Annotated in this window: 22 protein-coding genes; 7 read left to right on the top strand and 15 right to left on the bottom strand. The window is 41.7% G+C overall.

The features are described from left to right. Positions 1–248 precede the first annotated feature (248 nt). Positions 249–572, bottom strand: coding sequence for a hypothetical protein (locus tag QMG11_RS08165; RefSeq protein ID WP_281835023.1), 324 nt, complete (start codon positions 570–572; stop codon positions 249–251). Between the two features lie 139 nt (positions 573–711). Here QMG11_RS08165 and QMG11_RS08160 point away from each other — a divergent pair, with 139 nt between their 5' ends. Both QMG11_RS08160 and QMG11_RS08155 read left to right on the top strand, forming a co-directional pair. Then, positions 712–1179, top strand: a complete 468-nt coding sequence (locus QMG11_RS08160; protein ID WP_281835022.1) for a pyridoxamine 5'-phosphate oxidase family protein — start codon at positions 712–714, stop codon at positions 1177–1179. Beyond that, complete coding sequence (locus QMG11_RS08155) at positions 1176–3233, top strand: PEP/pyruvate-binding domain-containing protein (protein ID WP_281835021.1); 2058 nt, start codon at positions 1176–1178, stop codon at positions 3231–3233. Before QMG11_RS08160 ends, QMG11_RS08155 begins: the two co-directional genes overlap by 4 nt. A gap of 148 nt (positions 3234–3381) precedes the next feature. On the opposite strand, the gene rpmA is transcribed toward QMG11_RS08155, so the two are convergent. The 3 genes from rpmA to rplU are packed head-to-tail and all read right to left on the bottom strand — an operon-like array spanning position 3382 to position 4331. Beyond that, positions 3382–3669 (bottom strand): 50S ribosomal protein L27, encoded by a 288-nt coding sequence (gene rpmA / locus QMG11_RS08150; protein ID WP_281835019.1) that lies wholly within the window; start codon positions 3667–3669, stop codon positions 3382–3384. Between the two features lies 1 nt (position 3670). Next, entirely contained in the window at positions 3671–4006 is a 336-nt protein-coding gene (locus QMG11_RS08145; RefSeq protein WP_281835017.1) for a ribosomal-processing cysteine protease Prp, read from the bottom strand. A 13-nt stretch (positions 4007–4019) separates the two neighbouring features. Further along, entirely contained in the window at positions 4020–4331 is a 312-nt protein-coding gene (rplU, locus tag QMG11_RS08140) for a 50S ribosomal protein L21 (protein ID WP_281835015.1), read from the bottom strand. 466 nt (positions 4332–4797) lie between these two features. Between rplU and QMG11_RS08135 the strand changes: the two genes are divergently transcribed. Further along, on the top strand, positions 4798–6249 hold the full coding sequence (locus QMG11_RS08135) for an alanine/glycine:cation symporter family protein (RefSeq protein WP_281835014.1): 1452 nt from the start codon (positions 4798–4800) through the stop codon (positions 6247–6249). A 151-nt stretch (positions 6250–6400) separates the two neighbouring features. Here QMG11_RS08135 and QMG11_RS08130 read toward each other — a convergent pair whose 3' ends face one another. From QMG11_RS08130 to QMG11_RS08095, 8 genes are all read right to left on the bottom strand, one after another. After that, entirely contained in the window at positions 6401–8347 is a 1947-nt protein-coding gene (locus tag QMG11_RS08130; RefSeq protein ID WP_281835012.1) for a M3 family metallopeptidase, read from the bottom strand. Positions 8348–8537: 190 nt separating this feature from the next. Then, positions 8538–11141 carry an FAD-dependent oxidoreductase gene (locus QMG11_RS08125; protein ID WP_281835010.1) on the bottom strand — a complete coding sequence of 868 codons (2604 nt, stop codon included), beginning with the start codon at positions 11139–11141 and terminating at the stop codon, positions 8538–8540. A gap of 260 nt (positions 11142–11401) precedes the next feature. After that, positions 11402–13783 carry a glycogen/starch/alpha-glucan phosphorylase gene (locus QMG11_RS08120; RefSeq protein WP_281835008.1) on the bottom strand — a complete coding sequence of 794 codons (2382 nt, stop codon included), beginning with the start codon at positions 13781–13783 and terminating at the stop codon, positions 11402–11404. Between the two features lie 10 nt (positions 13784–13793). Beyond that, on the bottom strand, positions 13794–14600 hold the full coding sequence (locus tag QMG11_RS08115; RefSeq protein WP_281835007.1) for a TrmB family transcriptional regulator: 807 nt from the start codon (positions 14598–14600) through the stop codon (positions 13794–13796). Between the two features lie 6 nt (positions 14601–14606). Further along, positions 14607–16094, bottom strand: coding sequence for a 4-alpha-glucanotransferase (gene malQ / locus QMG11_RS08110; protein WP_281835006.1), 1488 nt, complete (start codon positions 16092–16094; stop codon positions 14607–14609). Positions 16095–16132: 38 nt separating this feature from the next. Then, positions 16133–16990 carry a sugar ABC transporter permease gene (locus tag QMG11_RS08105; RefSeq protein WP_281835004.1) on the bottom strand — a complete coding sequence of 286 codons (858 nt, stop codon included), beginning with the start codon at positions 16988–16990 and terminating at the stop codon, positions 16133–16135. Then, a complete protein-coding gene (locus tag QMG11_RS08100) occupies positions 16990–17883 on the bottom strand; it encodes a carbohydrate ABC transporter permease (protein ID WP_281835003.1) in 894 nt (297 codons plus the stop codon). The genes QMG11_RS08105 and QMG11_RS08100 overlap by 1 nt, the downstream gene beginning before the upstream one ends. Positions 17884–17968: 85 nt before the next feature. Beyond that, entirely contained in the window at positions 17969–19222 is a 1254-nt protein-coding gene (locus tag QMG11_RS08095) for an extracellular solute-binding protein (RefSeq protein WP_281835001.1), read from the bottom strand. Between the two features lie 474 nt (positions 19223–19696). Between QMG11_RS08095 and QMG11_RS08090 the strand changes: the two genes are divergently transcribed. Further along, positions 19697–21052, top strand: coding sequence for a carbohydrate porin (locus tag QMG11_RS08090; RefSeq protein ID WP_281834999.1), 1356 nt, complete (start codon positions 19697–19699; stop codon positions 21050–21052). 74 nt (positions 21053–21126) lie between these two features. Beyond that, positions 21127–22158, top strand: coding sequence for an IS91 family transposase (locus QMG11_RS08085; protein WP_281834998.1), 1032 nt, complete (start codon positions 21127–21129; stop codon positions 22156–22158). A gap of 305 nt (positions 22159–22463) precedes the next feature. Here QMG11_RS08085 and QMG11_RS08080 read toward each other — a convergent pair whose 3' ends face one another. From QMG11_RS08080 to rpmE, 3 genes are all read right to left on the bottom strand, one after another. Continuing rightward, the gene (locus QMG11_RS08080; protein WP_281834996.1) at positions 22464–22619 is read right to left on the bottom strand and encodes a hypothetical protein; all 156 of its coding nucleotides are present in this window, start codon (positions 22617–22619) and stop codon (positions 22464–22466) included. 135 nt (positions 22620–22754) lie between these two features. Further along, entirely contained in the window at positions 22755–23378 is a 624-nt protein-coding gene (upp, locus tag QMG11_RS08075) for a uracil phosphoribosyltransferase (RefSeq protein ID WP_281834994.1), read from the bottom strand. A 104-nt stretch (positions 23379–23482) separates the two neighbouring features. After that, the gene (gene rpmE, locus QMG11_RS08070) at positions 23483–23692 is read right to left on the bottom strand and encodes a 50S ribosomal protein L31 (protein ID WP_281834992.1); all 210 of its coding nucleotides are present in this window, start codon (positions 23690–23692) and stop codon (positions 23483–23485) included. A gap of 213 nt (positions 23693–23905) precedes the next feature. Here rpmE and QMG11_RS08065 point away from each other — a divergent pair, with 213 nt between their 5' ends. Continuing rightward, entirely contained in the window at positions 23906–24097 is a 192-nt protein-coding gene (locus QMG11_RS08065) for a hypothetical protein (protein ID WP_281834990.1), read from the top strand. Positions 24098–24221: 124 nt separating this feature from the next. Further along, positions 24222–24413, top strand: a complete 192-nt coding sequence (locus QMG11_RS08060; protein ID WP_281834988.1) for a hypothetical protein — start codon at positions 24222–24224, stop codon at positions 24411–24413. The last annotated feature ends 38 nt before the right edge of the window (positions 24414–24451 follow it).

Here is a 24451-nt window from a genome sequence, read left to right as displayed (position 1 = left end):
AAATATCCCCTCCTTTTAGGGTTTTATACTAACTGATAAATCCAAATAATAAATAAACTTCCAATTTAACCTAGTAATTATACTATAGTTTCCATTTTTTTGCAATTTTTTCTCCTATTTCTGACCCTTATAAAATAGCTTAAGCATCCCAGGACCGCCCTTAAGATTTAATCCCTCTGAACCCCTATAAATAAAAAGACCCTGGCTTCCCCAGGGTCTCTTTTTATCATATGTAGAAGAAATTCAACTTAATTCTCCCTCTCTTCCTTGAACTCCTCTACCTTCTCCTCTACCTTGGTTATATCAAAGAAGAGAGTAGCTATTCCCAGATACCTCTCCTCCTCTCCCATAAAGTTCACTGTATAGAGACTAAAGATAACCTTATCCTCCCTCTTCACATTCATCATGACATTGAGCTTCTTTCCGCCTATGACTATCCTATCCTTCCAATCGGTCTCTTCCTTGCTCTCCTCTATTTTCTGACTATAGTAATCTATAAACTTTTCCTGGGTAGGATTTGTTAGATAAAGAATTATAAATGACAACATCACTATCACTAGATTTTTGAACATATCTACCTCCTTTTTTCTATATTATACACCCTCTCCTTACCTCTTAGCAACATCCCACTATTAAAGAGAGATGATTTAAAGGATTCTTCTCCCTCTGGAATAAAAAGGATATATCACACTTAATTAAGGAGCACAGATTATGAATAAAACAGACAGAATAAAAAAAGTAATCAGGAATATCGCTGCCAAGCAGCTCTTCGGAGTTCTTGCCACTGAGGGAGAGGGGGTTCCCTATACAACTCTCGTGGCCTTTGCTCTACAGGATGACCTAAAAAAACTCTTCTTTGCCACCCCCAGAGACACCAGGAAGTTCAAACATATTACAGCCAATGAAAGGATATCCTTCCATATAAATAACACCAGCAACTCTCCAGAGGATATAGGAAGTGCAGCTGGGGTAACCCTTACAGGAAGAGCTTCCGAATCCTCAAAGGAGCACTCAGAGGAGGCCACAGCCCTCTACCTGTCAAAGCATCCCCAGATGGAAGAGTTCCTTCATTCACCAAATACTGCCTTTATCTCTGTAGAGGTCGAGAGGTACGATGTGGTGGAGAGATTTCAGAATGTTACCGTCTTAAAGGTGAAGGAGGAGGTGGGAGACCTATGATCATCCCTATAGACAGAGCTACCCCCGAGGATGCCCCCTTTATAGGAGGAAAGGGAGCTACCCTGACCAGGCTTACCTCCCTGGGCTACAAAGTCCCCAGGGGATTTTGCATCTCTACCCAGACCTATAGAAAGTTCATCGAAGCTACAGGGCTGAACCACAAGATAAATGCCGAACTGGGAAGGCGTGACCTGGATAGCATGAGGTGGGAGGAGCTGTGGGACACCTCCCTGAGAATAAGAAACCTCTTCAATGTAACCCCTCTTCCAGAGGAGATACGCACCCTCCTTCTGAAGGAGATAAGAAGATGGCCCCTTCCCCTTGTGGTGAGGTCCTCTGCACCTGGAGAGGATTCCGGGAGTTCCTCCTTCGCAGGTCTCCATGAATCCTATGTAGATATAAGGAAGGAGGAGGAGGTCCTGGAAAAGATAAAACTTGTATGGTCCTCCCTCTGGTCGGATAGCGCCCTCCTCTACAGAAGAGAGATGGACCTTAATATCTACAGGTCCTCCATGGGAGTCGTTGTTCAGGAGATGATATCTGGAGAGGTATCTGGAGTGGCTTTCAGTAAAAATCCCTTAGATGGAAGAGAGGAGATTATTATTGAAGCCGTAGAGGGACTCAACCAGAAACTGGTAGATGGGGAGGTTGAACCCTCCAGGTGGATAATAGACAAAGGAAGCAACAGTGTAGATACTTCCACCCAAGCTATCGAAGTCTCTCCCCTCCTGAGCAGGGAAGATCTTGAGACCCTTTCAGCTACCATAAGAAAGCTTGAGGATGAACTCAACTTCCCCATAGATCTAGAGTGGACCCTTAGAGGGGGAACCCTCTATATCCTCCAGGTAAGACCCATCACCTCAATCTCTCCCTCTGAAGAGAGTAACCCCTGGGAGAGGGGGGATAAAAGACCCTGGTACAGGAGTCTCACCCTTACCTTTTCAGCCCTGAAAAACCTCAGGAAGCATATAGAGGAGGAGATCTTTCCCAGAATGAAGGAGGCTGCCTCCTATCTGGAAGGGGTCGATCTGGATGAAATGACCCAGGAGGAGCTCAGGGAGGAGATTGTGAGAAGAGAAGGGCTCTATACCAAGTGGCGGAATATCTATTGGAGGGATCTAATCCCCTTTGCCCACGGTGTTAGGCTCTTTGCCAAGGTCTATAACGACACTATGAAACCAAGGGATCCCTATGAGTTCACCCGTCTCCTCTCCTCTGGAGACCTCATCAGCCTCAAGAGAAACCAGGAGCTCAGGGAGCTCATCTCTCACATAGATAATCACCCAAAAACTAGGGACGCCCTTGTAAGCAAGCAGCTGGATGACCTGGACAGTAACTTCAGGAATAGATTGGAAGGTTTCCTAAGGAAGTATGAACCCTCCACCTTCAAGGGAGAAAAGATCTTTAGCGGCAACAATAATTTTATAGAGTTCCTCCTGAACTCCTCCAAGGGCTTCAGCGAGAGAACCTTCTCCTCCTCCAAAGAGTTGGAAGAGGAATTCTTATCCAGATTCTACTCCGATGAGGGGGAAAAAATACTGGAAGTAGCAAGGGCCAGCTGGAAGTTTAGAGATGATGATAACCTCTATCTAGGAAGGATTGAAACAGGAGTTTTAGAAGCTACAAACTACATGGCGAAAAAATTTGGCTGGACCGGCGACCTGAAATCCTCCTCCCTCCACTCCCCCTATGCTCCCCAGAGTGAGTATAAAAACTCCCAGATCAGTGTGAGAAGATTTACCGGCCAGCCCGCTAGTCCAGGCATAGGCAGCGGAAAAGCCAGAATAATCTCCTCACCACGGGAGATCTTCCAATTTAAGAGGGGAGAGGTCCTTATCTGCGATGCTTTAGACCCCAACATGACCTTCATAGTTCCCCTGGCTTCAGCCATAGTAGAGCAGAGGGGAGGTATGCTCATCCATGGTGCCATCATCGCCAGGGAGTATGGTATCCCCTGTGTTACCGGGGTAGTGGAAGCTGTAGAATCAATTAAGCCCGGAGACTATATTATCGTTGATGGCTATTCAGGTACTGTGTCTATCAGCGACCTCTAATCAACCTCAAAAAACTAAAAAAGAGAGGGACGCTCTCCCTCTAATCTTATGTAATGGATCTTTATCCATGGCAACAATCTATAAATCTATACTTTTCTTAACAATAAAAAAAACCTAGCCTGAAAAGGCTAGGTTTTCTAAGCAGTTACTATGCTCTCTCAGCAAGGATAGAAACTTTCTTCTTTCCCTTTCCGTGTCTTTCGAACTTAACGAAACCGTCAGTTAGAGCGAAAAGAGTGTGGTCTTTACCTTGACCCATGTTAGTTCCAGCGTGGAACTTGTTTCCTCTCTGTCTAACGATGATGTTTCCAGCCTTTACAGCCTCTCCATCGTACTTCTTAACTCCAAGGTAGTTAGGGTTTGAGTCTCTTCCGTTCTTAACAGAACCTTGACCTTTTTTCTTCGCGAATAATTGTATGTTTAACTTGAATAACATTTTATATATCCTCCTTCTCTACAAGCTTAATATGTTTTGGATATTCCTTTGATAATTCCCTTATCATCAGAACCATACTTTCTAACAAAGTATCTATTTCCTTCTCTTTTCCTCTATAATCCATCTCCCTCATATCAACTTCCAGGAAGCCGTCTGAGTTCATATCAAATAGAGGCATCACCTTCAATATGCCCTGCATTCCCCCAAGAGGTAATTGCATTGCCATTGAAAGCGCAGCACACACTATATCCTCACCGAAATCGGCGTATTCAGCGTGCCCAGCAGCTCTATACAGAACTACTCTTTTGTTTTTTCTAAAGATTTCAACTTTAGTCATAATTCAATTAGGACTACGCGTTGATTGAAGTAATTTTGATCTCAGTGAAAGATTGTCTGTGACCTTTCTTTCTGTGATATCCAGTTTTTGGCTTGTATTTGAAGTTTACAACTTTCTTTCCTCTACCTTGAGCAAGTACTTCAGCTACAACTTTAGCACCTTCTACTACTGGAGTTCCAACTTTTACGTCTCCTCCGTTTGCTACTAGAAGAACCTCTGTTAATTCTACTGTCGTCTCAACTTCAGCATTTAGCTTCTCTACTTTTAATACGTCACCTTCTGCAACTTTGTACTGCTTACCACCAGTTTTGATTACTGCGTACATTAAAACACCTCCAAAAGATTAAAAATCGCTGATTTCAGGGTTGCTGACGACCCTTATCATGCGTAACTTAGATAGTTTATCACCATTCACACTTTTTGTCAACGCTTTCAAGTAATTTAAGTATTCTTTCTCTCTCCTCTCCTTCCACCTAAAAACCCTCCATGAAATATTGCTTTCAAGACCTCCCCCAAGAGATTTTCTATAAGTCAATCCTTCGACTAAAATGCATCTCTTAAATCCTAGTTTGGAAAATGCTTCAACTACTTTTTATTAAATATTATATTAACTTTGTCCATTTTTATGACATAGTCAATTTCTTAAGATGTAGGATATTTCAAAACTATGATTTTCACTTATACCATTTTTTTAGTATTGGTGCACCAAAATTTATTTTGACTCCTCCTCAAAAACGGGCTACCCTCCTAGTGGGTTATGTATTTATTCTATGTTAATTGGAGGTTTTTAAATGTTGATGAATTTAATTGGAACATTGAACGGCTTGTTGTGGGGATCTGTACTAATTGTGGCTCTCCTTGGAACTGGACTCTATTTTACCCTTAAAAGTGGATTTTTGCAGTTTAGGATGATCAAGGAGATGGTTATCTTGATCTCAGGAAAGAGAGAAAGCTCCTCAAATAGTGATGGAATCTCATCCTTTCAGGCTTTCTGTATTGGTACCGCTACCAGAGTTGGGGCTGGTAATATTGCAGGGGTAGCAGTTGCCATAGCTGCAGGGGGACCAGGAGCTATCTTCTGGATGTGGATGGTGGCCCTTCTTGGTGCAACATCAGCCTTTGTAGAGAGCACCCTTTCTCAGGTATACAAGGTTAAGGATTCCGAGGGTGTATACAAGGGGGGACCTAGCTACTACATGGAAAAGGGATTAAAGATGAAGGGACTTGGTGTGGCCTTTGCCCTTTGCTGTATTACAGCTTACGGTCTAATCTTCAATGCAGTACTCTCCCATGAGATCAGTGCATCCTTTCAACAGGCTTTTGGTTTCAACAAACTAATTACTACTCTCGTTGTTATGGCTATAGTTGCCTGGGCTGTCTTTGGAGGAGCTAAGAGAATTGCTTCTATCACAGAAAAGATGGTTCCTGCTATGGCTGGTATCTACATCCTTCTAGCTGTCTTCCTTATTGTTACAAACCTCGATGCTATTCCAGGAATAATCTCTTTAATAATTAAAAATGCCTTCGGTATAGAGCAGGTTATCGGCGGAGGTATGGGAGCTGCTATCTCCAGCGGTGTTGCCAGAGGACTCTTCTCCAATGAAGCTGGTATGGGTGGGGGATCTATCGCCTCAGCTGCTGCCACAGTATCCCATCCTGCAAAGCAGGGATTGGTACAGACCTTTGGAGTTTTCATAGATACGCTAGTTATCTGTTCCGCCACTGCAGTGATGGTTCTTATCAGCGGTGACCTCTATACCGAGGGACTTTCAGGGGTTCAGCTCGTTCAGGCATCCCTGGCTCAGCAAATAGGGTCATTTGGTGAGATCTTCATCGCTATATCCATGTTTTTATTTGCCATCAGTACTATCTTTGGCTGCTTCTACTACGGAGAATCCAGCGTTACCTTCATAAAAGATTCCAAGAGCTCCAAGAACCTCTATAAGCTTGCAGGGATTGGAATGGTATTGTTTGGGGGGCTTGCTCAGAGTGCATTGGTGTGGAACCTTGCCGACCTTACCATGGGAGTGATGGCTCTTATCAATATCGTGGCTATCCTTCCCCTTTCAAAGATAGCTTTCAAGGTCTTCCACGACTACAAAACACAGCTGGCAGCTGGAAAGAACCCTGTATTCGACAGGAGTCAGTTCCCAGAGCTTGCTGATATCAGCTCCTGGTCTCCAGAAGAGATGAAAGAGTTCGATGATGTAGAAACTAGAGAAGCTGAGCTTGAGTTGGTGTAATCTTTATTAAGTAAATTATTTTACCCTTATACAGTCACATCGTCTCTAAAAATAAAAGTGGACCTGAGGTAAGTAGCTTATAAGCTCCCACCTCAGGTCCTTTTTATCTCTCTCTGCTACTTTATATTAAAGAAAAGCACTCTACTTTCCTTTAAAGGATTCCCACCAGCTTCAGCAAAGCTCTTCCATCTGGCTCTCTTCTGTGAACCTCTACGAAGCTCTCCTTCATATTCTTAGAACCTCCCCTTGAAAGGATCTTTTCATAGAAGGTATTAGCAAGCTCCCTATCTACCTCCCCTTCCTTGGTCATCTCCCTATAACTATCTGCTGACAGCACCTCTGCCCACTTATAGGAGTAGTAGCCCGCAGCATATCCTCCCGCAAATATGTGGCTGAACTGATTCTGAAACTTATTGTACTCAGGGGTTTTAAGAGGAGCCACAAGATTCCTTACACTATCCAGGGTCTCCTGAACATCCTCCATGGTTTCTGTTGTATCGTGGATGAGCATATCAAAGAGACCAAACTCTATCTGCCTGTTCATCGCCATCCCCTCACCAAATTTTTGCGATTCAAACATCCTTTCCAGGAGCTCATCTGGGACAATTTCTCCCGTCTCATAGTGCTTGGCAAACCTCTTCAGTATCCCCTTGTTATTTGCAAACTCCTGGAACCACTGGGATGGATACTCTACAACATCCCATTCAGTTCCTGCAAATCCAGCTGCAGAAACTTCATCCACCGATGATGTTATATTGTGCAGGGCATGGCCCATCTCATGGAAGAGGGTTACAACATTATCCTGAGAAAGAAGCGATGGCACCCCCTCCCTGCTTACAGGGAAGTTACAGGTCACCTTACCTATGCTCACCTCCCTTGTTCCGTCGGCTTTCAGGTAGCTCCTTTGCCAGGAGTTTGCCCACGCTCCCCCTCTCTTAGTCTCACTGGTTTCCAGGTCCAAGAAAAGGCAGCCAAGCTCCACACCATCCCTTGTAACCTCATAGGCCTCTGCTTTATCGGACCACAACTGGGCATCTTCCTGCTTCTTAAACTTCAGGTTAAAGAGCTCCTCCAAGAAGTCAAACATCCCTCTCACTACTCTTCCCATTTCAAAGTATGGCTTTAGCTCACTTGGATCAAAGCTATACCTTATCTCCTTTAGTTTTCTTGCCAGGTAAGCGGTATCGTAGTATTCAACTCCCCCATGCCCAAGTTTTTCTGCCAGTTCATAGAGCTCCTCTACCTCCCTCTGAGCTGTAGGCAGGGCTTCCTTCCCCAGCTTTCTTAAAAACTCTATGACCTCTTCTCCTGAATCTGCAGTCTTGCTGGCCACTGAAAACTCCCTGTAGTTTTTATATCCCAGGATATTAGCCTTCTCCCTTCTGAGCTTAAGAACCCTCTCTGCTATCTCTTCATTTTGCGGAGCTCTGGTTACATAGGCCCTGTACATCTCCCTTCTAAGCTCCCTGTCGCTGCAGTAGGTCATAAATGAAACATAAGATGGGCCGTGAAGGGTAAACCTCCACTTCCCCTCCTCCACCTGGGCGGTCACCTTATCTGTATGAGGCATCTCACCTATAGCTCCCTCATCCTCCACTATTAGTTCATAGGCATTTGTAGCATCTGTTACATTCTGTGAGAACTCATTGGAAAGCTTTGACAGCTCAAGATTTATCTCCTTGATCCTCCTCTTCTTATCTTTTTCTATCCCGATACCATTTGATTTAAACTCCAGTATCTTCTTTTCCAGGATCCTTCTCTTCACAGGATCTAGCTCCTCCTCTTCATATATCTCCATTATGGCTCTGGCTATCTCCTCATTCTGATTTATCTTTGAGGCATACTCATTCATAATGGGTATGAACTCCATGTATAGTTTCTTTCCCAACTCAGTTATATAGGTAGAGTTTTCATTGGAGATGGGCTGTACCATCTTTGACAGCTCCTCCTCTAAGAGCTCCATCTCATTGAAGAAGTTATTGTAGCTCTTCTTCTCTATCTTCAGAAGCTTCTCTATCTTCCCCTCTATCTCCTCTATCTTCACCTTCAACCTATCTATAAAATCTTCCTCTACCTTTCTGTAGATAAACCTTTCCATCTGTAAACCTCCTCTTTTTTTTACTCCACCTCAAGTATATCACCATTTTCCCTCTCTTCGAAGCTCCTCCAGAAAAAAACAACGTGACGTTGCATCCTGATAATCAAATAGAACACTAATTACTTCATGTAATGCTTTTGAAACTTCTATACTTCCCCTAAAAAAAGGAAGCCCTAAGGCTCCCTTTACTCTATCTATATAACTTCTTCAGTACCTTGGAGGTTTCGTGCTTTCCTCTAACTCCCTTTAGGACAACGTTGGCCTTTTCAACATTTCCGATAAGGATACCTCCCACAAGCTCATCCCTGTCAAAGTAGAGCTTCTTATAGTGAGATTCCCTACTGTCCAGCTGGGTTACCACCTGGTGGTCTCCCCTTTCATTGTCTATATTACCCATGGAGAAGATATCCAGGTTCATTCCGCTAAAAGTTACAGGCTGAACCTCATCCCTATATACCAAGGTATCTCCCACAGCATTTGCTCCGGCAACTCTTCCCTGCTCCACAGCTACCTGCCACAGTCCAACTACCTTTCCTTCATACTCAGCACAGTCTCCGCAAGCATAGATTCCCTCTATACTTGTCTCCATCCTCTCATTTACAACTATTCCCCTGTTGGTTCTCAGCTTGTTCTCTACCATCTCCTTGTTGGAGCTTATTCCGGTATTCATGATTACGATGTCTGTACTTATCTTCTGATCATTATCCAGCTTTACTCCCCTTACCTGGGTTTCACCCTCGATAGCCACCACATAACGGTTCTTATGCACCTTCACTCCGGCCTTTACAATGGCCTCCTCCAGTACCTTAGACCCCTCCTCATCCAGCTGTCTAGGGAAAATTCTAGGTTTTGTCTCGATGATCTCCACATCCAGTCCCATGGATTTCAGTTCCCATGCTGTTTCAAGACCAAGAACTCCTCCCCCTACAACTACAGCTTTTCTGCTCTTCTTTGCGTACTCCTTTATTATATCCACATTCTTCTTTGTTCTTATGGAGAAGGATCCCGCCATATTTACATTGGCAATTGGAGGTACAAAGGATCTTGCTCCAGTAGCCAGGATAAGCTTGGTATACTCCTTCACCTCTCCGTCCAGAAGGGTTATTTTTTTCTTCTCCACATCTATATGGTTTACTACCCTTCCAAGCTCCACCTTGATACCCATATCCTCATACCACATCTCAGGCTTCAGATAGAACTCCTCATCTTTTATCTCCTCAGTAAGGCAGTCGGAAACCACAGGTCTGTAGTATGCGTGGATATCCTCCCTCGTAAGGATCTCTATGTGAGCTTTGGGGTTTCTCACTCTGGCTGCTTCTGCTGCCCCCACTCCCGCTGCTCCGTTTCCTATTATAATAATCCTCTCCTCGGCATCCGAGTGGAAATCTACTTCCTCCTCCTCTACCATCTCAAAGAGTTCCTGTCCCACTCCGCATGCAGGGCATATATTCGGAGGATAGATTCCATCAAATACCTCTCCGCATACAAGACACTTCCACTTCTTCTCCTCTCCGCTTGGGTTTAGCTCCTCCAGGGACATCTCCTCTGCAGCATTCTCCCTTACTGGAGTCTTCTTATTTACCATTGTATCTGCAAACAACTTACCATACTCAAAGGCTCCCTCTAGCTGCTCCTTAGACGGCTTAAACTTTACATTGTATCCGTCCAGCACATTCATCCTCAGCTGATCCAGCCTGCTTATGATATTAGGAACTCCCTCTCCGCTCCATCCGTAGGATCCAAAGGCCGATACATACTTACCGCCGTGAACTATTGGATTAAGAGAGATAGCTATATCCCAGATAAGGGGAAGGGCATCTCCGTTGATTGTAGAGGTCCCCAGAAGGATTCCGTCTGCCCAGTAGATCTCATTCATGATATCCGTCTTCAGGCCTTCATAGTTGGAGATATTTATATTGTACTTCTTTACCTCTATAGAGGAATCATACTCCTTTATCCCCCTCTCCATCTCCATAGCCAGCTGCTCGGTATACCCGTAAGCTGCCACATATGGTATCACTACTACCCTGTTCTTATTTGGATTCTCCTCTATAGACCACTTTCTGTATATCTCCATGATCTCCTGTGGATTCTCATCCAGGATAGGTCCGTGACCAGTAAGAACCGTCTCTATATCAAAGTCCTCTATCTTATCCAGGGCTTCCAGCACATATCCCTTAAATGGTCCGAAGATAGCTGTGAAGTAGTATAGGAGAGCCGACATATAGTCCTCCCTCTTCTCCTCTGGAAGTTTAGAGAGGAGTACCTCGTCAAAGCTGTAGTGTGATCCGAAGGAGTCACATGTAACCAGGGTTCTGTCCTCTGGAATATATGTATACATAGAATCTGGCCAGTGAAGGAATGGTGCCGCTATAAACTTAAGGGTTTTGTTTCCGAGATCCAGAGTATCTCCGTGCTCTACAACGATGGAATCAAACTCTCTGTTTGCAATCTCCCTTAAAAACTCTATGGCATTTGCCGACCCCACTACCTTAGCGTGGGGAGCCAGCTCTAAGAGCATCTCTACAGAGCCTGCATGGTCTGGCTCAGTGTGATTTACCACAATATAATCTATCTCCTTGGGACTTCCCAGGATTTCCTCTAATTTTTTCACATATTCAGGAAAGCACTTTGCCTTTACTGTCTCAAATACTACCGTCTTTTCACTTCCCTTTACAAGGTAGGAGTTATAAGTTGTTCCAAACTTAGTCTCCATAATAATATCAAATACTCTCAGTTTTGGATCCAACGACCCTATCCAATAAGTGTCCTTTTTAAAGTTTAAACTCTGCATTCTTAGCCCCCTATTGATATTTTTTTCTCTTTACACCATCTAATATATAATAATTTATTCACTTTGTCAACAATCATTGTAATTTTGTAATGGTTTTAATCTTTTCTTTGGAATCTACTTCCAAACTCTATATACCATCTCTATTTCCCTCTCCTTTTTCAGGAAGTTTTCCTCCTTTAAATATTCGTATGTTAAAAGGGACCCGATGGCAATTCAGGTCCCCTTTAGGAGTGATCTATTACAATTTACAGTTGCAAAATTTATAGCTTCTTAGCTTCTATATCCCAGATCTCCGATGCGTACTGAGCAATAGTTCTGTCGGAGGAGAACTTTCCTCCATTGGCTATGTTGATCCATGCCATCTTAGCCCACTTCATCTTATCCGAGTAAGCTTCATTGGCTTTTTTCTGGATCTCCCTGTATGCGTCAAAGTCCTCTAATACAAAGTACTGGTCAGCGTCGTGCCAGCTAGCCCCTTCCATTAGGGATGTATATAACTCTTCAAAGTATCCGGTACCCTCATCTGAGAATGTACCGTCCATAAGTACATCTACTACAGCTTTAAGTCCCTCTACCTCATTGTATGGCTTGTGAGGGTCATACCCCTCCTTCTTCATCTTAAGGATATCCTCTACCTTCAGTCCGAAGATAAAGTTATTCTCCTCTCCTGCTTCCTCTACTATCTCTACATTGGCTCCGTCTAGAGTTCCCAGAGTAAGTGCACCGTTTAACATAAACTTCATATTTCCAGTTCCAGAAGCTTCCTTACCTGCTGTGGAAATCTGCTCAGAGATATCCGCTGCCGGGAACATCTTGTGGGCTACAGATACCCTGTAGTTTTCCACAAATACTACCTTGATCCTTCCATCTACAACTGGGTCGTTGTTTACTACTTCAGCTACATCGTGGATTAGCTTTATGATTCCCTTGGCTCTCAGGTATCCCGGTGCAGCCTTTGCCCCGAAGATATAAGTTACAGGGTTCATCTTCAGCTTAGGATCAGCCTTTATTCTGTTGTAGAGATCTATTACATGGAAGATATTCAGGAGCTGTCTCTTATACTCATGTAGTCTCTTTATCTGAATATCAAAGATAGAATCAGGGTCTATCTCCACTCCCTGCTCATTCTTCATATACTTTGCAAACTCTACCTTCTTCTCATGCTTGATGTCCAGGAACCTCTTCAGGATCTCCTCATCCTCAGCATACTTCTCCAGCTTCTTCAGCTCTGTCAGGTCTGTAATCCACTTATCCCCGATAAGCTCAGTGATAAGTGAGGATAGCTGCTGGTTGGACAGAAGCATCCATCTTCTCTGGGTTACACCGTTTGTTTTATTCTGGAATCTCTCAGGGAACAGCTCATACCACTCCTTGAGCTCCTGCTCCTTGAGGATCTCAGTGTGAAGTGCTGCCACTCCATTGGTAGCGTGGGTTCCATAGATAGCCATCCACGCCATGTGGATCAGGTCCCCCTGGATGATAGACATCCTCTTCTGTCTTCCTCTCTGCCCTGGGAACTTCTTCTCCAGAAGCTGGATAAGCTCTATATTGATCCTCTGAGTGATCTCATATATTCTAGGTACTACCTCCTCATACAGTCTGATCCACCACTTTTCAAGGGCTTCAGCAAGGATTGTATGGTTGGTATAGGCACATGTCTTCTGAACAATATCCCATGCATCGTTCCACTCCAGTCCCTCTACATCATATAGTAGTCTCATAAGCTCTGGTATAGCTATTACCGGGTGGGTATCATTCAGCTGGATTGCTGCAAACTCAGGAAGTTTTTCAAAGTCGTTTCCGTGAGTAAGCTTAAACTTTCTCAGGATATCCTGCAGGGATGCTGATACAAAGAAGTACTGCTGCTTAAGTCTAAGCTTCTTTCCCTCATTTGTAGAGTCGTTAGGGTATAGCACTCTGGATATATCCTCAGCTCTTGCCTTTTCCCTGGTTGCTTCCTCATACTCCTGAGCGTTAAAGGCTGTCAGGTCAAGGTCTTTAACCGGTGCAGCTTCCCAAAGTCTCAGGGTATTTACATTTTTAGTTCCATATCCGATTATTGGCGTGTCGTGCGGTATAGCTCTCACCGTCTGATCACCAAATTCAACTATTACCTCCTCAGAGGCTTTCTTTATAGACCAAGGGTCTCCGTATTTTAGCCAAGACTCAGGATACTCCACCTGGAATCCGTTTTCAAACTTCTGGTTGAAGATACCATTCTTATATCTGATACCATATCCGTGCCCAGGAAGGTTCAGTGTTACCATTGAATCCAGGAAGCAGGCAGCAAGCCTTCCAAGTCCACCATTTCCAAGTCCTGCATCTTCCTCTGCATCCTCAATAACATTAAAGTCGATATCCAGCTCTGCAAGAACCTCTCTTACATCATCCAGTATCCCCAGGTTTATAAGGTTGTTTCCTAGCGCTCTTCCCATAAGGAACTCTGCTGAAAGATAGTAAGCCTGCTTTCCATTGCTGTAGATCTCATCTGTATCGCACCAGTTCTCAGTTACCTTCTCCATTACAGTTCTAACCAGTGATTGATATACCTCGTGCTTCTCAGCCATTTCTATAGTTTTTCCAAAATCAACCTTCAGCCATCTCCCGATTCCGCTTTTTATCTCCGCCTTGTCTAAATACATTTGCTTCCCCCTATTCTTGATTTTCAATCTCCTGCATAGTGTTAAGCTTTATGTCCTCCCAGAAATCCCCCTTATAATTTTCCTCAAGCTTCATAAGATATATATCATTATGAATGTGTTCTGCAATAAGGTTTATAAGAAGTTTGTTTTCCGAGAAGGTTCCGTAAAACTCTCCACCATAGTTACTTGCCATGATTGCCAGTTTCATGTCTACCACAAGTAAGATCCTCTTTGTTTTATTACTTGCATCCTCCTTAAGAGAACTTCTGGAGTAGTGCTCTGCTCCCAGGCTTTCATACCCTTTGTTCTGGAAGCTGAAGAATATCACCCTCACTCCTTTTCTCTTGAGAAGTTTAAAATCCTCTTTAAATTTTCCAAACTCATCTAAGTTAAAGTTGGTGTTTATATACACTTCCTTCTCTGCACTCTTTAGCAGCTGATGAATCCTCTCAGTTATCCCCTCATAGGAATTTATATTTAAAAACTGTTTCTCATTTGACTCTATATCTATCTTCTTGAACTCCTCCCCAAGTACATTGGTTGCATCATCTATCTCTCTCTTCAGTCTGAAGATAAGATCCTGGGGATTTATAGCCACATAGGAAGTGACCTCCCCCTCTGGGACAGATAGTATACATCCCTTTCCCTGGAGCTTTGATAGAATTGAATAAACTGAAGTTCTGGGATATCCCAGCTTCTTAGCTATTTGTGACCCATTGGAGTAAGGCGCCTTTACAAGCTGAAGGTATACCTCACCCTCCTTTGAAGAAAGTCCTAACTTTTCTAGTTTGCTTATTATCAGATCTCTACTGTCCATAACTAATTACCTCTCATATTTTTTAGTTAGTACACTTAATCTTTGAGCTAATTTATCACTAAGAAGTTTCTCCTCCATTCTCCACTGCCAGTTCCCCGTAGGCACCGAAGGAACGTTCATCCTTCCCTCGCTTCCTATTCCAAACAGATCTTGAGCCTGGGTCAGAGTCATAACGGACTTAGATCCCCAGATAGCCTCTATAAACTTAAAGTTTATCTCCTCAGATTTTACAGACTTTGTCTTTTTCAAGTATGTATCGCACATCTTTTTATCCTTAGCTCCTATACTTTGGTACCACCCTACTACTGTATCATTATCGTGGGTTCCTGTATAGGCTACAGAATTTTTTTCATACCTGTGAGGAAGGTAGTCATTTTCCTCCCTTGAGTCAAAGGCAAACTCCAGTATCTTCATCCCGGGATATCCGCTGTCCTTGAGAAGCTTTTTAACCCTTGGAGTGAGAAAACCTAGATCCTCTGCTATTATAGGAAGGTCTCCCAGCCTCTTCTTCACTGTATTGAAGAGATCCATTCCAGGTCCCTTCTGCCACCTTCCCTTGGCTGCTGTCTTGGCCCCTGCCGGTATAGCCCAGTAGGATTCAAATCCCCTGAAGTGATCTATCCTCACTATATCGTGGAGCTCAAAGCAGGCCTTTATCCTTTCTATCCACCACTCATAGCCCGTTCTCCTCATATAATCCCAGTTGTATAGTGGATTCCCCCAAAGCTGACCATCTCTGCTAAAGGCATCTGGAGGACACCCTGCCACCTTTCTGGGTTTCTTGTACCTGTTAAAATCAAAGAGCTTGCTCCTGGACCAGGCATCTGCACTGTCTCCAGCTATAAAGATAGGGATATCTCCCACTATCTTTATCCCCTTGTCATTGGTATACTCCTTCAGTTTCTTCCACTGTTCGTGGAAGATATACTGGACAAAGAGGTAGTATCCCATCTCATCATCTAGGGATGCCCTTGCCTCGGTCATGGCTTCCCTCTTTCTGTACCTGTACTCCTTCGGCCACCTGTGCCAGCTTACTCCTCCAAACCTTTCCTTGAGGGCCATATAGAGGCAGTAATCCTCTATCCAGTACTTATTTCTCTCCTTAAACTCGAAGATCTCTTTGTTATCCTCCCTAAGGAACTCCCCGTAAGCTTTTCTTAAGAGAGGTATCTTTACATCGTGAAGAAGGGCATAGTCCACCGCCTTCTCATTGTTCCCCTCCTTCAGCTCCTTGAGCTCCTCCACCTTCAGGTATCCCCTTTCCACAAGATCCTCTAGATCTATAAAGTACGGGTTTCCTGCAAAGGCTGAAAAGGACTGGTATGGAGAATCCCCATATCCTGTCTGCCCCATGGGCAGTATCTGCCAGAGCTTCTGATCTGCACTGGCCAGAAAGTCCACAAATTCATATGCTTTTTTTCCGAAATCCCCTATTCCATACTCCCCGGGAAGAGAGCTTATATGCATCAATATCCCACTGCTTCTTTTAAACACTTCTGCCTCCTTTTCTGCTCCTGTTCCGACCTGAATTCTTACTCCTTTACTCCTCCTACTGTTAGGCCTCCTACCAGGAACCTAGAAAGACTTATAAATAGTATAATTACCGGCAAGCTTGTGATAAGTGCCGATGCTGAGTATACCCCCCACTCAGCTGAAAATGATCCCTGAAGCTGAATGAGTCCCACTGGAAGGGTCAGCTTTTCTGCCGATGTCAGTATAATCCTTGCTATTACAAACTCAGACCAGGCTGACATAAATGAAAAGAGCGCTGAGATAGCAAGAGCCGGCGTAGATAGAGGAAGTACGATCTTATACATAGACTGCCAGACATTACATCCGTCTATATAAGCACTCTCCTCCAGAGATCTAGGTATAGTGTCAAAGTATCCCTTTAACATCCATACACAAAATGGTACTGCTGTAGCTGTATAGGGAACCAGAAGCCCCAAGAAGCTGTTTACCAGCCCCATCTTAACCAGCAGTATATACATAGGAAGGAGCAGCATAGGTGCCGGGAACATCTGAGTTATCAGAAACACCATCATCCCGCTCTTTCTCCCCCAGAATGTAAACCTGGAGAAGGAATAGGCTGCTGTAGCTGAAAGCACCACACCAAATATTGCTGTACAGGTTGATATTATAAGAGAGTTTCTTAGCCACAGTAGAAGATCTGTCTCCCCGATAGCCCTTCTAAAGTTATCCAGTGTAGCTCCCTCTGGAATTATGGCAAGACTTGTTGAAAACAGCTGATTTCCAGGTCTGAGGGCCACCGATAATACATTTAAAAGCGGATATACCGTTATTACACAGAAGATTAAGAGTATCAGGTATATCCCCACTATCTTTCTAGGAGAGTCCCCTCTTTCAAAGCTATGTTTATTTATCACCATTATTCCTCCCTTCCAAAAACATTACTCTTCTTCACATAGAACATTGCAAACAGAAGAAGTATAACAAATATCAGTACTGAGTATGCTGCTGCATAACCATATCTGTAGAAGTTAAATGCAAGTCTGTAAACATCAGTTACTAGTATCTGAGTTTTTTCATTTCCATATCCCCCTGCTATAATAAGGATTACATTCAGCATATTAAATGTCCATACAGTTCCAAGGATTATAGCTGGTGTCAGAGTAGGCTTAAGCAACGGGAGGGTTATGTTTTTAAACTTATCCCATGAACTTGCCCCATCGATATCTGCTGCTTCATAGAGCTCTCCAGGTATAGACTGCAGCCCCCCGAGACTGATCATCATCATAAATGGGAACCCAAGCCATATATTGGTAAGGATAGCTGCTATAAATGTCATAGTTGGATCGCTCAGCCACGGAAGAGAATCCATTCCAAACTTTCCTAAAAATATATTTACAGCTCCAAAGTTCTGATTAAACATACCTTTCCACGTAAGAGCTGCTATATACTGAGGCATTGCCCAGGGAATTATAAGCATTACTCTGATAAGCGCCTTTCCTGGCAGCTTTCTGTTTAACAGAATAGCCAGATACAGACCAATAGTTACATGAAAAAATACGTTTATAAAAGTCCAGACCACTGTTCTTCCCAGTGTCTCTACAAGTCTAGGATCCTGGAATAAACTTAGGTAGTTTCTTATACCTATGAAACCTGGATTTTTAAATGTTTTCAAACTCATATCTGTAAGAGATAACCAAAAACCATAACCCAGTGGATAAAATACCATTACCGCCATTACAAGCATTGCCGGTATTATAAATAAGTAAGGTGTTCTTCTCTTCATCAATAAAGTATTTGTCTTTTCTTTCACTTTTCTCCCCCTTCGTCCCTATAACTTTGTCCTCTTCAACTATAATTTAAAAAATGTGGGAGCGGGAGCCACTCCCACTCTTACATTATTCACCGTGTATTGTTCTGATTCCCTGCTCTGCATCTGCCTGCATCTTAGCAGCAGCTTCCTCAGGTGTCATCTGTCCGTTGATTACACCTTCAAGGTTTGGTCTCATAGCATCCCATACAGCTCTCATCTCAGGTACGATATACATAGGTACTGTCTTGTCTATAGTAGCTATAGACACCTGCATAAGCTCATCGTCCTTTACTGATTGTACTTCTCTCGCTGCTGTAATTGCCGGTGCCTGTGCCTGTGCTAGTGAGATATTTGCATTATTTTCAGCTTCAAAGATAAAGTCAAAGAACTTGTTGATAGCCTCATACTTTTCTTCACCTACAGTCTCAGAGATTGAGTATCCCTTAGATGCTGAAGTAAATAGTGGTGTATCTCCACCAGGAAGTTTTGCCATTGGAGCTATTCCAAGGTTGATTCCTGCTTCCTCATACTCCTTCCACGACCATGCTCCATTTAGAATAAATGCAGCTTTTCCCTGCTTGAACAGCTGATCTGCTACACCGTAGTCCATCCCAGCTTCTCCAAGTCCATACTTTCCTCTAACATCTGATGCAAACTGAAGAGCCTTTACCATAGCTTCATTATTTAGTGTAGGGTTGTACTCCTTGTCAAATACGTCTCCTCCATATCCGTGGTACAGCCCGATAAACCAGAATGGTTCCTTTTCATTGTATAGGAATCCGTATCTTGAGTTTTCCTTATTTCTGTTATCGATATTTCTTATACCCTGGCTGACCTCTAAGAACTCATCCCAAGTTTCAGGAGCACTCTCAACTAGGTCCTTATTATATAGAAGGGCTATCTGGTTTCCGTTAAACTCTGGCAGTGAGTAGTACTCTCCATTAACCACACCAGTGTTTAAAGTATTCTCATCAAATTTCGCAATAAAGTCTCCAGACACTACATCTGTTACCGGCTTGATAAGGTCCGATACAAGGAAGATCCCGATATTGTCATTTGGTCCATATACAAGGTCTGGTCCCTGACCAGCTAGTGAAGCATTTTGGAATTGAGTTCTCAAATCCTCTGTAGAATAGTGTGCCACCTTTACTACTACATCTGGGTTAGCTGCCATAAACTCATCTACCAGCTCAAGGTACATAGTTCTAACAGCAGGCTCCATCTGCTCCCACAACACAATCTCCGTCTTGCTTGGTGCCGCCTTGTCCTTCTTTCCACCGCATGCAAGCATTAAAATCGATAGTGCTGCCAACAGTAGTAACTTCATTGTCCTTTTCATCAACTCTACCTCCCATTTTGTTTTAGTCTTACTTTTTTAAGAAGGATCGCTGTCCTTCTATTCCAACTTACCCTGGTTTCTAATTCCATACACCCTCTTAGTTTTCCCTATAACTTTTCAATCCATTTACAACTTTTTAAACTCATTCTTTTAGGAAAACCATCAACACCCCATAAAATGTTGTATAAAATTAACAACATAATTCTAACTCCAAAAAAACAAAAAATCAAGTAAAATTTCCAAAAAAACTTTCAACTGTATCTTTTGTGCTTTTAAAAGCCGCAAAAGGAACAACTGGATTAATTTTCGAAAAAAATTTGACATTTTGTTTTTTTTAGGTTAGAAATATAACGTTAGCTGTGTTGTTTGACTGATACAACATCTTTTGAATTTTAAAAACCTTTTAATTTTCGGAATTTGCGATGGCTTTCATCCAGCACAAGGGAAAGTAACAAAAAATCGGGGGAGGATTTTATGAAAAGTAAAAATGTATTGAGATGGCTAACTTGTTTGGCTCTTGCTGGCACAATGTCAAATGTTGCTCTTGCTGAAGCCTATAGCGACTACACTTTAGAAGAAAGAGTTAGTATGCTTGAGGAAGAGATGAAGGAATCAAAACAAGAAAAGGTTAAACCCTATGATGGTCAGTGGGATATCTTTGGTTATGGTAGAACAGCTCTAAGAGGGTCTAGAAACAATAACTGGAATACTTCGAGCTCTGAACCGCACACAGATAATTTTCTTGGAAGAATGGGAAACGAGTCTGAATCTAACTACTTGGAAATAGGAGGATCGAGGACTTGGCTGATGGAGAATGGTTCTTGGGCTAAGGTTAGTACAAGGGTGGAGTATGGTAATAACTATCACTTTATAGATTCATCTTCTCCAGAGAGTGATGATGACTCAACTCAATTTGAACTAAAAGAACTATTCATTGAATTAGGGAACCTCGAATTTATGCCAGAAGATTATACTCTTTGGGCTGGAAGAAGATACTATAAGAGGCAGGCTGGTTTCTTAACAGATGATTACTTCACTCAGTCTTCTGGAATAGGTTTTGGAATTGAGAATCCTAGGTGGTCAACTGCCTTTATAGGTGTCGATGCTGATGGAAATACAGATAAACCTAATTTTGATGATAATGGAACAAATAAAAATACTGTTTATGCTTTGGATATGAGGTATCATGCCATCGATAAATGGGACTTCCAAACAAACTTATATATAGACAATGAAGATGATAAGCCTAAGGATGAAGATTCTAACTTTGGTTTTGCTTTAAGAGCAACTTATGACCTTGAAGGATACTACTTCTTTGGAAATGGCTTCTCAAATGCTTCCCTTATCTATGGACAAGGACTTGTGGGAGGGGCTGCTGGTACAAACTTTGGTGACTGGGTTCCAACAGACATAGATGATGACGCTAAAATGGTTAGGCTTAATACTATGGGTGTTCTTGACATCGATGATAAGTGGAGTGTAGGTACAGAACTTAATATCCTCTGGGGTAACGATGAAAACCCATGGGCTCCAGATGGATACAAGGGAGGATTTGTAGTTAGACCTCAATATAGAGTAAATAACAACTTCAAATATGTCTTTGAAGGTTCATATGGTAGAAGAGACTTTGATGTAGACTGGGGTGGTTTCGAAGAGTATGACGTAGCTGCTGTTACCTTTGCTCCTACATTTACAATCGATTCTGGATTCTGGGGTAGACCTGAAATCAGAACATTTGTTACTTATGTAAAAGACGTAAGTGGAACTGCTTCAGTCGATGGATATACTTCTGAAGTCTTTGCCGGTGTACAAGGTGAATTCTGGTTCTAAGCTCTTGCAATAAATAATCTTTTTTCATCAATTAATACCCATGATAAAAAGTAGCCGCTTAATCGCGGCTTTTTTTGTTCCTAAAAATTTCATATCATATAGGTATGACTTCTTTAAATAAACCTTTAAAAGAAATAATTTCCAGATACTTCTTTGCATACTGGAGAAATAATAACTATAAGTTTCCTAGCTTTTTAAGGCATAATATTCTTAAAAATGTTAACGCTTTTCTTGAATGTGGCGATCCTGATATAGGTTTTACTTCCTTCATATGCTTAAAACGTAAAACTATACATAAAACTCCCTTTTCATGCAAATCACGATTTTGTTCATCATGCGGTAAAATCTATGCTGAAAAATGGGCTAACAGTGTTTCTGATAACTTAATCAACTGTCACCACAGGCATGCTGTCTTCTCACTTCCTAAGGGATGGATAAGAAATTTTTTCTTCAAAAACAGACAGCTTCTAAAGAAATTAGCAGAAGCTTCGTACCTCGCGCTGAAATATTCCTTTAAAAAGCTTGGTATTATCCATTTTGGTGCTATTGCTATCATCCATACATTCTCTAGAAAAATAGAGTGGAACCCTCATATACATTGTTTAGTTACCTTTGGTGGAATGACTAAAAATAGTCAGTGGAAAAATATAAACAACTTACCATGGCAGGTTTTAAGAAGGTCCTGGCAAAAGTGCGTCCTGGATTTCATTGCTGAATATGCCAAAATAGATAATCTTCCTCACCTAAAGAATAAGGTTTCTTTATCATACAAAAGGTATCCTAAAGGTTTCTTTGTTAATGCTGAATCTAGGGTTGGTAATTCTAAAAATATTGCTAAATATCTAGGAAGGTATTTAACCCGGCCAGCTATAGCTGAGTATCGGATCATTTCTTTTAATGATAAAATCGTCAAATTTTGGTTTAAAGAAACTGATTCCAATAGAAGAAAGCATCTTACCCTAACTATGGACATTTTTCTTGGCAGAATACTTTCCCATATTCCCCCTAAAAACTTCAAAATGGTAAAGCGGTTTGGACTATATTCAAGAAGGTCAAAAAATAAAATCCCCAGGAAGAAGAAGTTATTTAAAACTAAGCCTTCCTAGGGGGAGCGCTTCTTTAAAGCATTTGGTATTAACCCTTTAATTTGTCGTAAGTGCAGTTCTAAGCTGCACTTACTTGAAATCTATCATGTTAAGTACGGTACTATTCATGATGCTACGCGCATATTAAAGTTACAAACCGTACCCGCCTGTACGGTATTTTGTAATGCTTAAATATATGCGACAGATCTATTCTATACTATATTTGAAGCTTTTTCCAATTCTATGCCTATAAAATATGAGTTTTTAATTCTATACTTTCCTTAACATTAAAAAGGGACGGATTATTCCGTCCCTTTATAATTCATCTATTCTTTTATCCGATAATGGCTTCCTGAATCTACAAATTCAACCTGTATTTCATTCTCTATTCCTCTAGAAAGCCTCTCCTCATTTCCACTACCAACATTGGTACAAGCTATTATAAGGAGAAAAATAAAGGTTAAAAGTATTACTTTTTTCATAATTCAACTCCTTTCATAAAAAATTTACATATAAAAATACTCGTTTAAAATTAACTGGTGATTATTTATAAATTAAGAAATATTAATGAGTACAACAAAAAAAACCACCCCTTGGGGTGGTCTCAATACTATTGATTACTTAGTTCCAAAGATTCTGTCTCCACAGTCTCCTAATCCTGGATAGATGTATCCGTTCTCATCTAATCCCTCGTCTATCTTAGCTGCATAGATATCTACATCTGGGTGCTTAGCTACTACCTTCTCAATTCCCTCTGGAGCTGCTACAAGACACATAAATACGATATCCTTCACTCCCTGTTCCTTTAGGTAGTCGATTGCATATATTGCTGATCCTCCAGTTGCAAGCATAGGATCTACTAGTAATACCTTTCTCTCTGCGATGTCGTTAGGTAACTTGCAGTAGTAGTATACTGGCTCTAGAGTTTCCTCGTCTCTGTATACTCCCACGTGTCCTATCTTAGCTGTAGGTATAAGAGCTGTGATTCCCTCAGTCATTCCAAGACCTGCTCTCAGGATAGGTACAATCGCCACATCCTCAGGCATTGTATAAGCCTTAGTAGTCATTAGAGGAGTTTCCACTGTAACCTCTTGTAGCTGTACATTTTTTGTAGCCTCATATGTCATAAGACCTGCGATCTCGTTTAGAGTCTCTCTAAATAACTTAGTTCCAGTGTTTTTATCCCTTAGGAATGTTAGTTTGTGTTGAATTAACGGATGGTTTACTTCAATTACTGCCATTTTCTTTTCCCCCTAATAATTAATAAAATATATATACTTTCAAGTACTTATTAACCGATTTTTTTTTACAAAAAAAGCAGGACCACTTGTCCTGCTTTTCATAATTATTTCTTAAGTCCAAATTTCTTGTTGAACTTGTCAACTCTACCAGCGGCGTCTACGAACTTAGCCTTACCAGTATAGAATGGGTGACACTTTGAACATACAGCTACTTTAAGGTCGCCCTTGTTGTAAGTAGATCTAGTTTCAAACTTCTCTCCACATGTACACTCAACGTTGATTACTTTGTAATCAGGATGAATTCCGTTTCTCATTGATTTCACCTTCCTCACTTAAACTTTAATTTCGAAATAAATTCTATCATAGAAACCATAATTTTGCAAGTGTTTTTGTAAATTTAATTTACTTGACAACTTCTCCTCCAATAGGTAGAAGGCGCTTTTTCTTAATCCCCTTGAAAAAAGATTAGAGGATAAACACCTGGAGGTGGATAAAGTATATTTAAAACTAAAAGGGAGGAGGATATTATGACAAAGGTTAAGGATAAAAAAGTAAGTCAAAATATGAACTATTTTATTAAGGAGGTGGAGATCGACGGAAAGGTATTTTATGCAATTATGGAGACCATTACTGGAAAGGGTGGTGCCACAAATAGCTATGATTTAAACCTTTATTTTAGCAGTTTAGAGGATGCCGAGGAGAAGTTGAAGTCCATGTGATAAAAAAGTTACTTTTTTCTCTTTCAAAAGAAGGAAAGTTGATTAAGTTACATATAGAAGGTTAAGAGAAATAATTAACTTTGTGTTTCTGGATCACCTTTAACTCACAGAAGGAGGAAAGCATATGAAAAGACTTATCGAAAAATCAGTTAGCAGAAATATGTGGTATTTTATCGAGGAAGTTAAAGTTGGCGGCAGAATTTTATATGCTATAATGGAATCTATAGGAAGCACCTGCGGCAGGTCCAGAGAATACGATCTCAATATGTATTACAGTAGTTTAGATGAGGCCATGGAAAAGCTTAAATCCCTTTAAATCAAGTAACCTCTCACCTGTGTGAGGGGTTCTTTTTT

This window comes from Propionigenium maris DSM 9537 (assembly GCF_027925155.1).
Lineage (GTDB): Bacteria > Fusobacteriota > Fusobacteriia > Fusobacteriales > Fusobacteriaceae > Propionigenium > Propionigenium maris.
Note: the sequence above shows the minus strand (reverse complement) of the source record. Positions and strands in the feature narration are given on the sequence as shown.

Coding starts and splice junctions, on each gene's coding strand:
- QMG11_RS08160 (WP_281835022.1), top strand. CDS start 712: ATGAATAAAACAGACAGAATAAAAAAAGTAATCAGGAATATCGCTGCC.
- QMG11_RS08130 (WP_281835012.1), bottom strand. CDS start 8,347: ATGGAAAGGTTTATCTACAGAAAGGTAGAGGAAGATTTTATAGATAGG.
- QMG11_RS08115 (WP_281835007.1), bottom strand. CDS start 14,600: ATGGACAGTAGAGATCTGATAATAAGCAAACTAGAAAAGTTAGGACTT.
- QMG11_RS08120 (WP_281835008.1), bottom strand. CDS start 13,783: ATGTATTTAGACAAGGCGGAGATAAAAAGCGGAATCGGGAGATGGCTG.
- upp (WP_281834994.1), bottom strand. CDS start 23,378: ATGGCAGTAATTGAAGTAAACCATCCGTTAATTCAACACAAACTAACA.
- QMG11_RS08095 (WP_281835001.1), bottom strand. CDS start 19,222: ATGAAAAGGACAATGAAGTTACTACTGTTGGCAGCACTATCGATTTTA.
- QMG11_RS08155 (WP_281835021.1), top strand. CDS start 1,176: ATGATCATCCCTATAGACAGAGCTACCCCCGAGGATGCCCCCTTTATA.
- QMG11_RS08135 (WP_281835014.1), top strand. CDS start 4,798: ATGTTGATGAATTTAATTGGAACATTGAACGGCTTGTTGTGGGGATCT.
- QMG11_RS08145 (WP_281835017.1), bottom strand. CDS start 4,006: ATGACTAAAGTTGAAATCTTTAGAAAAAACAAAAGAGTAGTTCTGTAT.
- QMG11_RS08090 (WP_281834999.1), top strand. CDS start 19,697: ATGAAAAGTAAAAATGTATTGAGATGGCTAACTTGTTTGGCTCTTGCT.
- rplU (WP_281835015.1), bottom strand. CDS start 4,331: ATGTACGCAGTAATCAAAACTGGTGGTAAGCAGTACAAAGTTGCAGAA.
- QMG11_RS08165 (WP_281835023.1), bottom strand. CDS start 572: ATGTTCAAAAATCTAGTGATAGTGATGTTGTCATTTATAATTCTTTAT.
- QMG11_RS08105 (WP_281835004.1), bottom strand. CDS start 16,990: ATGGTGATAAATAAACATAGCTTTGAAAGAGGGGACTCTCCTAGAAAG.
- QMG11_RS08080 (WP_281834996.1), bottom strand. CDS start 22,619: ATGAAAAAAGTAATACTTTTAACCTTTATTTTTCTCCTTATAATAGCT.
- QMG11_RS08125 (WP_281835010.1), bottom strand. CDS start 11,141: ATGCAGAGTTTAAACTTTAAAAAGGACACTTATTGGATAGGGTCGTTG.
- QMG11_RS08060 (WP_281834988.1), top strand. CDS start 24,222: ATGAAAAGACTTATCGAAAAATCAGTTAGCAGAAATATGTGGTATTTT.
- QMG11_RS08065 (WP_281834990.1), top strand. CDS start 23,906: ATGACAAAGGTTAAGGATAAAAAAGTAAGTCAAAATATGAACTATTTT.
- rpmE (WP_281834992.1), bottom strand. CDS start 23,692: ATGAGAAACGGAATTCATCCTGATTACAAAGTAATCAACGTTGAGTGT.
- rpmA (WP_281835019.1), bottom strand. CDS start 3,669: ATGTTATTCAAGTTAAACATACAATTATTCGCGAAGAAAAAAGGTCAA.